The sequence below is a fragment of the Granulicella sp. S156 genome (assembly GCF_009766105.1).
GTDB lineage: Bacteria > Acidobacteriota > Terriglobia > Terriglobales > Acidobacteriaceae > Granulicella.
Genome location: NZ_LMUH01000026.1, coordinates 261,859 through 275,341, shown reverse-complemented (window position 1 = coordinate 275,341; position 13,483 = coordinate 261,859). Strand labels below are relative to the sequence as shown.

7 protein-coding genes are annotated in these 13,483 nt (G+C 61.3%); 3 read left to right on the top strand and 4 right to left on the bottom strand.

Features of this window, described 5'->3' with window-relative positions; genetic code table 11:
- Positions 1-51 precede the first annotated feature (51 nt).
- On the bottom strand, positions 52-906 hold the full coding sequence (locus GSQ91_RS22685; protein ID WP_158824034.1) for a uroporphyrinogen-III synthase: 855 nt from the start codon (positions 904-906) through the stop codon (positions 52-54).
- Positions 907-1,209: 303 nt separating this feature from the next.
- Positions 1,210-4,527: a glycoside hydrolase family 38 C-terminal domain-containing protein gene (locus GSQ91_RS22680; protein ID WP_158824033.1), complete on the bottom strand. Its 3,318-nt coding sequence runs from the start codon at positions 4,525-4,527 to the stop codon at positions 1,210-1,212.
- Positions 4,528-4,804: 277 nt separating this feature from the next.
- Here GSQ91_RS22680 and deoC point away from each other — a divergent pair, with 277 nt between their 5' ends.
- Both deoC and GSQ91_RS22670 read left to right on the top strand, forming a co-directional pair.
- A complete protein-coding gene (gene deoC, locus GSQ91_RS22675; protein WP_254064834.1) occupies positions 4,805-5,857 on the top strand; it encodes a deoxyribose-phosphate aldolase in 1,053 nt (350 codons plus the stop codon).
- A gap of 110 nt (positions 5,858-5,967) precedes the next feature.
- On the top strand, positions 5,968-8,370 hold the full coding sequence (locus GSQ91_RS22670) for an aldehyde dehydrogenase family protein (protein ID WP_174240722.1): 2,403 nt from the start codon (positions 5,968-5,970) through the stop codon (positions 8,368-8,370).
- Between the two features lie 2 nt (positions 8,371-8,372).
- Here the strand turns inward: GSQ91_RS22670 and GSQ91_RS22665 are convergent, their stop codons facing one another.
- A complete protein-coding gene (locus GSQ91_RS22665; RefSeq protein ID WP_158824032.1) occupies positions 8,373-9,338 on the bottom strand; it encodes an oxidoreductase in 966 nt (321 codons plus the stop codon).
- 75 nt (positions 9,339-9,413) lie between these two features.
- Here GSQ91_RS22665 and GSQ91_RS22660 point away from each other — a divergent pair, with 75 nt between their 5' ends.
- A complete protein-coding gene (locus GSQ91_RS22660; protein WP_158824031.1) occupies positions 9,414-9,836 on the top strand; it encodes a helix-turn-helix domain-containing protein in 423 nt (140 codons plus the stop codon).
- Between the two features lie 159 nt (positions 9,837-9,995).
- Here GSQ91_RS22660 and GSQ91_RS22655 read toward each other — a convergent pair whose 3' ends face one another.
- Positions 9,996-13,442, bottom strand: coding sequence for a TonB-dependent receptor (locus GSQ91_RS22655; protein WP_158824030.1), 3,447 nt, complete (start codon positions 13,440-13,442; stop codon positions 9,996-9,998).
- Positions 13,443-13,483 lie beyond the last annotated feature (41 nt).

Genomic DNA, 13,483 nt, shown 5'->3' with positions numbered 1-13,483 from the left:
GGGCGCAGCGGCATATGTGGCGAACTTCGCGAGACCTCTGCGCCCTCTGCGTTAAAGATTTTGCTGTTGTTTGTCCTTCGCCTGACTGAGACACCTGACGATTGCGGTAGCCAGGGAAGACACGCTGGGTTCGTCGGCTTCGATGTGGGGTGGGAAGCCTTGGTCGCGCAGCGTCTGCGAGGTGATTGGGCCGATCGAGGCGCGCAGGATGTTGGGTGGGAGGGTGAGGCCAGCGGCGTCCAGCAATGCCAAGAGGTTGTGGGCGGTGGACGAGCTGGTAAAGGTGATGGCGTCGGGATAGTTCTCGGGGCGAGAGAAGAGGTCTCGGATCGCGGGGATTGAGCTCTCGGGAATGACGGTGCGGTAGGCCGGGGCGATGGTTACTTCGGCTCCGGCGGCGCGCAGGGTGTCGAGGAGATGATCGCGGGCCTGCTCGGCGCGGACGAGCAGGAAGCGTGTGGAGGTGCCGTCGGGCTGGAGTGCGTGGGGGAGAAGAGCGTTGGCCAGGGATTCGGCGACGGCTTGTGGGGCGGTGAGGTCGACGGGGAGGCCGGCGGACTCCGCGGCACGGGTGGTGGCAGGGCCGATTGTGGCTACCTTTGAGGCAGAGCCCTCCGGGGCTAAAGCCCCTCTTTCATGAGGAGGTTCAACGGACGGGCTGAAGCCCGTCCCCTTCAAGGCATGGTTGCGCCGATGGAAGGACTCGACGGCATTGGCGCTGGTGAAGAGCAGCCAGTGGAAGGTGTCGAGGTGGCTGATCGCAGTATCGAGTGAGGTAAAGCTGGTGGGCTCGACGATCTCGATGGTGGGGATGAGGATGGGCTCGATCCCAGACGCGCGGAGGCGCTCGGCGAGTTCCGAGGATTGGTGGGGGGAGCGCGTGATGAGGATGCGGGGTTGGGTCATCGAGATCGTGGGGCTTTCTCTCGGGAGTATTTCATCTTCTTTGTATTTGTTTCTGAGATAGGTCCGGGCTAAAGCCCGGACCTATCTCAGAAGCAACAGCAACAGCAGATTCCCTACGGGAATGACAAAAAGAAAAGCAACAGCAACGACCGCGAAAACATCAGTAACCAAACCTGTATTGGCGGTGGCCCCAATGCAGGGGGCCTTCGCCTACGGCTCAGGATGACGGCGAAAAACGAATAGCGCCAACCCTTGTTGAGGTTGGCGCTATGGTTGGGAACGGCATTACTGCTGTGAACGGCGTTATTTTGCGGCTGGGTAGAAGACCTGGACAGTGAGAATTTCGTAGGGCTTGATTGGAACCGTTACGACCTCGCCATTCAGGGATAGATGTCCACCCTCCACCTTCTCCATCAGGTTGCTCTCGACGGCGTACTGCGCGCCCTTGGGGACGTGCAGTTTTACGGCGCTGGCCTGCCCTGCCCACTCGTACATGCGGAAGACGAGGGCGTCGGAGTCCTCGGCCTTCTTTACCGCTGTGAGCGTGACGTTGGCGTTGTCCACCGCGCCCCAGGAGTGTTCCGCAGGCAGAGTGCCAGTGTGGCTGAAGACCTGCTGGGCTTTGAGGGGATCGTTCAGCTCGTAGCCACGATGAACCGTGAGTGCCTGCTTCCACTCGCCAGTGTGCGGGTAGATGGCGTAGGTGAAGCGCTGAGTGCCCTGATCGGCCTCAGCGTCGGGCCAGGTGGCCGAGCGCAGCAGCGTGAGGCGCAGCTGGTTGTCGACTGCGTCGTAGCCGTACTTGGAGTCGTTGAGGATGGAGACTCCCTGATGCGCATCGCCAAGGTCGGCCCAACGCATTGCGGGGACTTCAAACTGAGCCTTCTCCCACGAGTTGTTGCGTGTGGTCGGGCGCTCGATGGAGCCGTAGGGAATCTCGTAGGTGGCCTTCCCGCTAGTGGCTGCGAGTGGGAAGGCAGCCTTCAAGAGGATGTGCCGCTCGCGCCAGTCAATCTCGTTGGCAACCTGCACGGAGTCGGCGCCGGCGTCGAGGGAGATGTCCTGCACAAACTTCGAGGACTGCCAGGTGCGCGTGATGTGAATCGTCTTGCGCAAGGGGCCGTTGTCGGTGGCGGCGATGGAGTCTATGTTCGAGATGATCGTCGGAGCTACATCAAACGTCCCGGGATCCACGTTCCATGCGTCGTATTGTTTGGGGGTGTCCTTGAAGGCCTGGAGCTGATTGGCGCAGGCGTTGGGGGCGACGAACTCGGTGTTTGCAGGAAGCGAGATGAGGCTGGTGATGCAGCCGGTCTGCTTGTTGACCGTGGCCTTGAGATGCGCGTTGGCCAGGACAAAGGAATCAGACTGCTGGTCCAGGCGAAGGTCGGTGAGATGGTCCTTGGTTGCACCGGGCTCAGCATGCAGCACAGCGTAGCCAAGCGCGGGAACTTCGGCGCGCACCAGAACCGTGAACTCGTGCGTAGCAGGGTTGGAGGAGACGGTTTGCGCGAGAAGATGTTTGCCGGTTGAATCGAGGATGCTGACAGCAGAAGCTGTTTCGGGTGTCTGCACCGTGAGACGAACGGTTTCCGTGCGCGGCCATGCCATGGCGTTGAAGACCAGGACGGGAACACCCGAGGTAACGCGGGTATCGACATTCGCGGAGAGCGTGTTGATCGCCGATTCGCTGATCTCACGGTCGGAGTGGAAGACCTCGGTGTAGTCGCGCTGCGCGTCCTTGTAGATGACGCCGATGCCGGAGCCGGCGGCGAGATCATGGAACTGGTTGAAGGTGATCTTCTTCCAGTCTTCGGTGAGTTCGGCGTCAGGGTAAGTCTTGCCGTCCAGCCAGGCGAACGACGCGAGCTTTTCGGCGTCGAGTGTGGCGACTTCACTAGTCCTCATGCTGCGCTTGTGCTCGGCCTGGGTGGTGAAGACACCGCGGTGGAACTCGAAGTAGAGTTCGCTCTTCCAGGTTGGAATGCCGACAGCGCCCGTGGAGGACGCGGGGGGCGCAGTGTAGCCCTTGGCGATGCTGTCGTAGTCCCAGGTGGGGGAGTCAGGGTTCAGGTTCTTTTCTACGTTGGTGAAGTAGTTCTGCGCGGTGCTGTAATGCATGGTCGGAACAGCGTTGGGCGTCTTCCCGTTTTCTCCAGCGCCTGCTGCGATCCAGTGATCGGCCTGGTCGAGCATGGCGCGGGTGGGGCCGCCGCCGTGGTCGCCGATGCCGTAGAGGTCGAGCATTTCGGAGGTGCCGGGGTTGCGCTGCGCGGACTCGGCAAAGTCAGCGGAGAGGCGGGTGGGGTTTACGTTCTCGTGCACGTAGTCGGTTGGGAAGTAAGTAAGAACTTTGCTGCCGTCGGGCGATTCCCACCAGAAGAGGCGGAAGGGGAGCTGGTTGGTGTCGTTCCAGTGCATCTTCTGGGTGACGAAGTAGTCGAGGCCGGAGCGCTTGTAGATCTGCGGCAACTGCCAGTTGTAGCCGAAGGAGTCGGGGTTCCAGCCGATACGCGCGGTTACGCCGTACTGCTGCTGGAAGTAGCGCTGGCCGACGAGCAGCTGGCGGACGAGCGACTCGCCATCGGGCATGTTGAGATCGGGCTCTATCCACATGCCGCCGACGATCTCCCAGCGGCCTTCTTTCACGCGCTCTTTGATCTGCGCGTTGAGGTCGGGGTACTTTTCGGCCATCCACTCGGTGTACTGTGCGGCGGACTGCGTGAAGGTGTAGTCGGGATACTCGTTCATCAGCTGCAGGGCGGTGGTGAAGGTGCGGCGGACGACGTCGACGGTTTCGGTGCGCGGCCAGAGCCAAGCGGCGTCGATGTGTGAGTTGCCGGCGAGGTCGATCTTGGCCTGTGAGAGTACGGGGTGCAGTTCGCTCAGGATGCCCTGGGCCTTGCGGAGAGAGGCATCGAAGGCGTGCTGGTCGGCGGCCTTGAGCGCGTTCAAGTCGATAGCGGCGATCGCCTCTTCCACCTTCGGAAGCAGGTCTTTGCGTGGCGTGGGGAGTTCCGGCAGGAGGTTGAAGGCGGTGATGCACTGCACTCGGATGTCGTCGGGATCGGGGCGCTGGTTGGAGCCAGTGGGCTCAACGCGCAGGCTGACTCCGCGGAAGGTCTTGTCGTCGACGGTGTGGAGGAGCTTGACCGCGACGAGGATCTTGTCGCCGGGCTTGGCGGGCTCGAAGAGGACGATGGGTTCGAGGTCGTCGCCGAGGGCGACGCGCTTGCCGTTGAAGTAGATGATCTGAGGCATGGGACCGTTGGCGTCGGCCTGGAACTGGAACCAGACGCGGGCGCCGGTGATGTCGTAGCCATTGAGGGTCTTGGGCACCTCGATCTCGCGGCGGTACCAGACGGCGTCCTTGGGGGCTTTGCTGTGCGCGTGGACGAGCGGCCACCCGGAGTCGTCGAGGGTGGGCGACTCGCCGTGCGGGATGTCTCCGGCGTGGAAATGCCAGTCACCAGGGGGCAGAGCGTTCAGGGTCTCGAGCGTGTGCAGCTTCGCGAGGGCGTCGGGGGAGAGGTTCTTCAGTTCTCGCACCGGGGTGAAGGACTGGGCTGAAAGGAGGGTGGCGGAGAACAGAACGACGAGCGAGAGAACGCGAAGACGCATGGAGGGAGGTTAGCAAATGGGAACGATATTCACCAAACCAGGGAATGAACTGGTACGAGTTCGGGTGTTCCATCCTCGAACGTCATTGGGGCCGCCTACATGGGCAGGAGCGGTCGGGCGGTCGCCCGATACCCACCTTAGCCGCAAAGAACGCGGCGAAGGTGGGGCACCCGGAGTAGTGCCTCACTCCATATCCCGGGGTATGAGGTATACACTTTTTATTCGCACCTGATTTCAGGCCTGCCGGACTCTGGCGGGCCTGATTGCTTGGATTGGAGTGGGTATTGGCATGGCGGTGAAGCAGGAAGAGTTGACGAAAAAGACGGAAGAAAACGCGGCGGTGGGGCACGTGGGCGTTCCCGTCACGCTGCATGGACGCGAACTGGTTCCGAACCAGCGCATTCCGCTGAACCTGGACTGGGTAGAGGAAGTGCGGGTAAATACCAGCGCGGTCGAGCGGCGTGCAGCGACCATTCCGGCCCGGCGTTCGGTGAAGAAAGACTGGCAGGCGGCGTGGCTGCTGCGCGCGATTGCGTGCATGGACCTGACGACACTGAGCGGCGATGACTCCGCCGAGCGCGTGAAACGTCTGTGTGCGAAGGCGCAGCGTCCGCTGCAGGACCATCTGGTGAAGGCGCTGGGGATTGAAGAGCTGCACCTGACCACTGGCGCGGTGTGCGTGTACCACGCGTTCGTCGAGACGGCGGTAAAGGCGCTCGAAGGATCGAACATCCCTGTCGCGGCAGTGTCTACCGGCTTCCCTGCCGGGCTTTCGCCGCTGGCGGAGCGCGTGGAGGAGATTCGACGGAGCGTGGAGGCAGGCGCCAGCGAGATCGACATCGTGATTACGCGCGCGCATGTCTTCAATGGCGAGTGGAATGCCCTGTACGACGAGGTTGCGGCGTTCAAAGAGGCCTGCGGGGCGGCGCATATGAAGGCGATTCTCGGGACTGGGGACCTGTTGACCTTGCGTAACGTCGCGCGCGCGAGTTGGGTCGCGATGATGGCTGGCTCGGACTTCATCAAGACCAGCACCGGCAAGGAAGCGGTGAATGCGACGCTGCCCGTCTCGCTCGTGATGGTGCGGGCGATTCGCGACTATGCCGAGCGCACGGGTATGTCGGTCGGGTTCAAGCCGGCGGGCGGCATCAAGACCGCCAAACAGGCACTGGACTGGATGGCGACCATGAAGGATGAGCTCGGCAGGCCGTGGCTTGAGCCGACGCTCTTTCGCTATGGCGCGAGTTCGATGCTTGGGGATATCGAGCGGCAGTTGGAGCACCATGTGAGTGGAAGGTATTCGGCGACGTATCGGCACCCGATTGCGTAGAGATTCGTGGCGCGAGGATGAAGCAGATCCGCTCCACCCCGGCCTTCGGGGATGACAACAAGAAAAGCAAGAGCAACGACAACAGCAGAAGAAGAGCAAGGGCAACCGACATGAGCAGCAGCATCGTGGAGAAGTTCTACAGCATGGAATATGGTCCGGCGCCGGAAGATGCAGGCGAAGTGAACAAGTGGCTCGATGCGCATAAGCGCAGCTTCGGACACTACATCGATGGGGCATGGACCAAGGTTGGCGGCGCGTCGTTTGAGACGAAGAACCCCGCGACCGGCGAGGTGCTGGCGAAGGTTGCGACCGCCGATGCGAGCGATGTGGATCGCGCTGTGAAGGCTGCTCGCGCTGCCCTGCCTGCGTGGCAGGCTCTCAGCGGGCATCAGCGGGCGCGGTATCTGTATGCGTTTGCGCGGCAGGTGCAGAAGCACGCGCGCAGGCTCGCTGTGCTGGAGACGCTGGACAACGGCAAGTCTATTCGCGAGTCGCGCGATATCGATATTCCGCTGGTGGCGCGGCACTTCTATCACCATGCGGGTTGGGCGCAACTGCTCGACCAGGAGTTTCCCGGCTATACGAGTGTTGGTGTGGTTGGGCAGATTATTCCGTGGAACTTTCCGCTGCTGATGTTCGCGTGGAAGGTGGCGCCGGCACTGGCTGCGGGCAATACTGTCGTCATCAAGCCGGCTGAGTTTACGCCGCTGAGCGCGCTGGCGCTGGCCGAGATCGCCGATGAGATCGGGCTGCCCAAGGGTGTGCTCAACGTGATCAATGGCGATGGCAAGACTGGCGCCGCTATCGTCGAACATGCGGGCATCGACAAGATTGCGTTTACGGGATCGACCGAGGTGGGACGCATCATTCGCAAGGCTACGGCGAAGACTTCGAAGAAGCTCAGCCTGGAGCTTGGCGGCAAGTCACCGTTCATCGTGTTCGATGATGCCGATCTGGACTCCGCGGTAGAAGGGCTGGTCGATGGCATCTGGTTCAACCAGGGGCAGGTGTGCTGTGCGGGTTCGCGGCTGCTGGTGCAGGAGCGCGTGGCCGAACAGCTCTATGACAAGATTCGCGCGCGCATGGAGACGCTGCGTGTTGGCTCGCCGCTGGACAAAGCTATCGATATCGGCGCGATCGTCGATCAGGTGCAGTACGACCGCATCAAGAGCCTCGTTGAGACTGGCGTGAAAGAGGGCGCTACCTGCTGGCAGCCCGACATTACGCTGCCGGAGAAGGGTCTGTTCTTCAAGCCCACGTTGCTGACCAACGTGCAGCCTGCTTCGACCGTGGCGCAGGACGAGATCTTCGGGCCGGTGCTGGTGGCGATGACCTTCCGCACTCCGGCTGAGGCTGTGGAGCTGGCGAACAATACGACCTATGGACTCGCGGCGTGCGTGTGGAGCGAGAACATCAACGTCGCGCTCGATGTGGCGGCGCAGGTGAAGGCCGGTGTGGTGTGGGTGAATGCGACCAACCTCTTCGACGCGGCGTGCGGCTTCGGCGGCTATCGCGAGAGTGGCTATGGACGTGAGGGCGGCAAAGAGGGCATGTATGAGTACCTCGTGCCGGTGCATGCCGAGCGCAAGGCTGCGGCCAAGACGCTGCCGGAGACGGTGATCGATCAGCCGGAGGGCTTCGACGAAGAGCGCAGTGCGTCTGTGACATTCGGCATCGATCGCACGGTGAAGATGTATATCGGCGGCAAGCAGGCGCGGCCTGATTCGGGCTACAGCTATCCGGTGTATGGCGCGAACGGCGACCTCGTGGGAGAGGCTCCGCTGGGCAATCGCAAAGATATTCGCAATGCTGTCGAGGCGGCGCGCAACATCTCCGGGAAGTGGGCGAAGACCGCGGCGCATGGACGTGCGCAGATTCTGTATTACATCGCCGAGAACCTGGTGCAGCGGCAGGCGGAGATCGTTGCCAAGCTGGCTGCGTTTGTTGGCGCGGAGCAGGCGGCGATCGAGTTTGACTATGGTGTCGAGCGCACGTTTGCGTATGCGGCATGGGCCGACAAGTTCGAAGGCTCCGTGCACAATCCGCCTATGCGCATGGTGACGCTGGCAATGAAGGAGGCCATCGGCACGGTGGGGATTCTCTGCCCTGATGATGCGCCGCTGCTTGGGTTTCTTTCGCTGGTGCTGCCGGCGATTGCGATGGGTAACACAGTTGTCGCCGTGCCTAGCGAGCGCACGGCGACGCTGATGAGCGATCTGTACCAGGTCTTCGATACCAGCGACTTGCCGGGTGGCGTGGTCAACATCGTCGCGGGCAAGGCGAGTGAGTTGGGTAAGACGCTCGCCGAGCACGACGACATCGATGCCATCTGGAGCTTCCGCGATGAGGCGGCGAGTGCGATGGTGAAGCTCGGCAGCATTGGGAACCTCAAGCAGGTGTGGACCAATGAGGGCCAGAGCATCGACTGGTTCGATACGGCGCAGGCTGAGGGGCGGTACTTCCTGCGCCATGCCACGCAGATCAAGAACATCTGGGTGCCGTACGGGGAGTGAGCTTACGCAACCGCTGAGAGTGGGCCGAAGCTGACGCCGGTGAGGCGTTCGGATTCGGCCCACAGACGTTTGGCGACGCTGACATCCTGCGCGGTCTTCGGGATGGGTACCGGCACGGGATGTCCTTTGAGTTCGAAGACGCGGTCGGGGCCGTAGTAGCCGCCGGGTGTGGCTTCGGGTGCGACGGCGGCGAAGAGCGTTGGCAGCGCGCCGTGCGCGGCGTCCTGTGAGGCGACCGGCTTGAGGGCTGCCGAGAGCAGCTGCAATACGAAGCCTATTTCGCCCGAGCCGCCCTTCTGCAGGTTCGTGAGGGCATAGCCGGGATGCGCGGCGGTGCTGAGAATCGGCGAACCGATGGCGGTGAGGCGGCGCTGCAACTCCAGGGCAAAGATCGAGTCTGCGAGCTTGGACTGACCATAGGCCTGCCGCATCGGCTTGTAGACGCGCTCGCTCTGCAGGTTGTCGAAGTCGAGCTTGCCCCACTTGCCGGCTGAACTGGAGACCGTGACGATGCGTGAGCCGGGCTGTGGCTTGATCGATGGCAACAGCAACGCGGTGAGCGTAAAGGGTCCGAGGTAGTTGGTACCGAACTGCCGCTCGAAGCCGTCCACCGTGAGTTCGCGTGTGGGTACAGCCATTACGCCGGCGTTGTTGATGAGCAGGTCGAGCGATTGGCTTGGAAAGCGTTCGATGTATCGTGCAGCAAAGGCGCGTACTGAGCTGAGGTCGGCGAGATCGAGTACCTCGGAGATAAGTTTCGCGCCGGGGACCTGGCGGCGGATGCGCGTGATGGCGTCGTCGGCCTTGGACTGTGAGCGAGCCGGAAGGATGATCTCCGCACCCTTGCGAGCGAGTTCAAGAGCCGTTTCCCAGCCGATGCCACTGTTGGCTCCGGTGATAACAACCCGCCTTCCCTGCTGCGAATTGATTCTGTCTGCTGTCCATGGGGTGTACCGTTTCGTCGTCATAAATGCAGTATTCTTCCATTAGTATCTTTTGGCAATAAGGCACCTTTTATGCGCGTACTTACCTTGAGGTAACTAATGAAGAAAATAACGAAATGGGACGAGGCAGCAGCGCTGTGTGATTCGCTCTCAGAGGACCAGGACACGCTGACTCGAGAGATTGTGACGCGGCTCGCGGACAAGTGGACGCTGTGGGTGATGAGCGTGCTGGCGGAGGCAGGTGAGCCGCTACGCTTCTCTCGGGTGCTGGAACAAGTAGAGGGCGTCAGCCAGAAGTCACTGACCAAGACGCTGCGGCAGCTTGAACGTGATGGGCTGGTGACGCGGAAGATGTTTGCCGAGGTGCCTCCGCGGGTGGAGTATGCGATTACGCCGATCGGCGTCGAGATGCTGGAGCATGTGGAACCGCTGTGGAGCTGGGTGGCGAAGAGTGTGGGGAGGTTTCAGCAGGCACGGATCGTTTTCGATACAGCAAAAGATTCTCGAGAAGATTCGTTGTAGGAGAGCCCACGAATCGGGCTTTCCATCGAGAGAACTCTATATTTTGCCCGCGGCATCATTACTGCTTCAAACAAAATACAGGGGTATCTCCACTACGGCGCAAAAACGCGCCTTCGGTCGAGATGACAGTTTTTGGGGTGGTTCTATTGTGGTATCTCGCTAGAACTCAATCCGGCCTTGGAAGGCGATCATGCGTGGAGCACTGTCGCCGCCTAGACCGACACCTAGTAGTCCTGTTGGCGGTGAGATCGTGCTTTCTAGGGTTCCGAATCTGGCTGGAACGTAGCCGGGCACGCCGGCTTCGACATTGCTGGGGAGAGCGAAGTTGGGGTGATTGAAGGCGTTGAAGAACTGCCCGTCGATCCTGAGTGAAACACCGGCTTTGAGCGGGAACGACTTCGTGAGGTAGATATCCGAGTCCGTGAAGTGTGGGCCTCGCACTGTGTTTCGTCCTGCGTCTCCGAATTGGCAGTTGGAGACGGAGTTGCCGCCCGCGCAGCCTCCGGTTGTGGGATCGACCACGGAGACGAAGGCGTCTGGGTTGAGCCATTGCCTGGTTCCTGCGACGGTGACGCCGGGATAGGGTGTCTTGCGGTAGAGCGGCACACCGGGAACTCGATTGGCGAACTGCGGACCACTGGCCTGGAAGATGCCGTTGCCGTTTGCGGTGTAGGGCTGGCTCAGCACGGTGAATGGCAGACCGGTGTGGAAGAACGCCGTCTCTGAGAATGACCAGCCACCGAAGACCGGACGTAACAGCGCATGAGTCGAGTGGAAGGGAATCTTGTAGAGACCGAAGGCCGAGATGTTGTGGCGCACATCGTAGTCGCAGTTGCCGTATTGGTGGCCAAGCTCGCCGGGCAATGGCGACAGGATGCCCTGGGTCGAAAAGGACAGCAAGCCGCCGTTGGATACTTCATCGAGGCAGTGGCTCAGGGTGTAGTTGCCGCGGAGTGTCAGGCCTCCGAGCTGCTGCGTGTAGCTGGTCTGCAGGCCCGCGTAGCTACTGTTGGCGTCGGTGCGGAATTCGTTTACGCTGCCGAAGCGTTGATCGAGCGGCTGTTGATAGGGGTATGGAGCGAAGCATCCAGCACAGACGTTCTGGTAGCCGTTGAGCTGAACCTGATAGGGCTCATGTACGCCGCGTGTGCCGACGAAGTCTATGCGCAGTGCGCCGTGAGTGCCGGTCTGCTGCTCTATGCCGGCGTTGTACTGATAGAAGTACGGCGTCTTCAGCGTTCCGCTCGGAAAGGTATTCATGCCGACGGCAAGCGGACAGGTGGGTGCGCCAGCGGCGATTCCTGTGCAGGGTGCGCTATCCGAATGGAAGGTTGTTTGAAAGGCTACGTTAGCTGCAGAGGCCGCATCGACAGCGCTGCCCTGTACACCGGGCGCGATGCCGATGCCTCCAACTTGTCCGCCCAGGCCGCCGACAAAGGTCGGAGCGTAGGGGGCGTTATCGGCGGCCAGGTCCGCGATCTGTGCCGGGATGATGTCGTTGAAGATACCGAACCCGGCATGCACTGCCAGACGAGGAGATAGCTGATACGCAATCGACGCGCGCGGCTGGTAGACGAACAGCGGCGTCGAGGGGAAGAGGCCATGCACGTTGGTCTGGATCACACGGTCCAGCGGCTGGTTGACGTCGTGCGACATATCGAGAAAGGAGCCTGCCGGACGGGCAAACAAGCCCTGCTGGTTGGTCTCGTTGCTGTTCCAGGAGACACGCATTCCGAGCGTGAGTGTTGCTTTTGGCGAGGGCTTGTAGGTATCCATTGCGTAGTACTCAAGATTGCCCGCAGCTACGCGTTCCTTGAGGGCAATGGGAAAGGTCTGACTGGCTGTGTAGGCGGCTCCGTATGTGAACTCGGCGAGGTCGTTGTAGGTGACCGTGGGCACAGTGCCCTCACCGAGGTCATAGTTGCTGACATCCAGGCGGCGAGTGTTGATGCCGAACTTCAGCGTGTGCCTTCCGCGGGTCCAGGTGAGGTTGTCGTTGATCTGCCACTGCGTCACCTTGCGGCCCTGGGGATAGGTGTTGTTGTTGCCGCCGATCGTGGTGAACGGCACATTGGAGCTGCCGCCTTGAAGCACGATGGGAAAGGTTTGCATTACCTGGCTGAAGTTGTTGGGCTCGAAGATGCTGGCGTACCAGCTCGCTCCGGGGTTGAACTGGTTGACCAGGTTGGGGCTGAACAGATGCGTGTAGCCGGCTACCAGCGTTCGCTGCGGCTGTGGCGAGTACGAGTTGAAGATCGGATTGATCGGATCGGTATAGGCTGCCTGCAGGCCCGTGTCCTGCTGAAAGCGGTACCAGAGGCTGTTCTTCGCATCGAGGGTGTGATCGATCTTGATGACGATAAGGTTTTCGCTGTCGCTGTTGTTGAGCGAGGCCTGGCGCTGGTTCGCGCAGCCGTCGCCGTTATTGCCTAAGGGGCAGCCAAGGATCTGGACGGGCGTTCCGCTCGCACTGGGAAACAGCGAGAACATGTTGCGGTAGAACGGAACCTCCGCGGGTTGAGCGGGCAGGGTTGTCCCTGTGATCGGGTCAGTGCCTCCGGTGACGAGTTGTCCCAATACGTATTGCTGGTAGGCAGCCGAGGGCAGAGTAAGCTGCGAGACCAGCGGCAGCGCGATGCGGATGCCTTCGTAGTGGGCGAAGAAGAAGAGCTTGTCCCGGCGAATGGGGCCACCGGCGCTGACACCGAACTCGTTGACGGTGGAGCGCGGCTTTTTGGCAATGTCGCCAGGTGTGTCGTTGGCGTGAAGGAAGTAGTCTTCCGCGTTGAGCAATGAGCCGTTCCAGATCTCGTAGGCATCGCCGTGGAAACGATTGGTGCCGGATTTGGTGAAGTAGTTCACCTGCGAAGCGGCGTAGCGGCCCTGATCGACGGAGAAGGAGTTGGTGTTGACCGTCGCCTCCTGCACGGCATCGAGGCCGATGACGAGGTTCGTCGAGAGGCCGATGTTGAGGCCGAGCCAGGGGTCGTTGGTGTCGTACCCGTCGAGGATGTAGCCGTTCGACGTGGCGGGAAGCCCGTTGAACTCGACGTTGCCGTAGCCGCCAGCGGCCTTCGCATCGTTCGAGGAGCCTGCGGTGTTCATCAGCGCTCCCTGCGCGAACTGTGTGATGTAGGTGAGATCCTGGCCGGGGTTCGGCAAGTCCTTGATGGTCTTCGCATCGAGCGTGGTGGTGGTGTTGGGGTTGTCCAAGCTGAGAAGCGCTTGCTGGGCCATGACTTCGACTGTTTGCGAAGTGGAGCCAATCTGCAGAGTGAAGTTCAACGTGGCCGTGCGGCTGACTCCGACGGCTGTAGGCTCGGAGCTCGCGGCCGTAAAGCCGGGAGACTTTACCGTGACCCGATACGTTCCCGGATTGATCTGCGAGAAGAGGAAGTGGCCGTCTGCGCCGGTGTGGCCGATGCGGGTCGCATGGGTGTTCACCTCGGTTGCCGTCACGGTTGCGTTCGGCAGGATCGCGCCGGTGGTGTCGGCGACCGTGCCCGCAATCGCGCTGGAGGTTCCGCTCTGCGCCTGCAGGATGCTAGACGCCACAAGCAGTGCGATCAATAGGAGGATGCGAGAGATTGGGGTTGATCGCGGCATAAATTAGCCTCACCTAAATATCAATTTAGGCAAGGCTAATT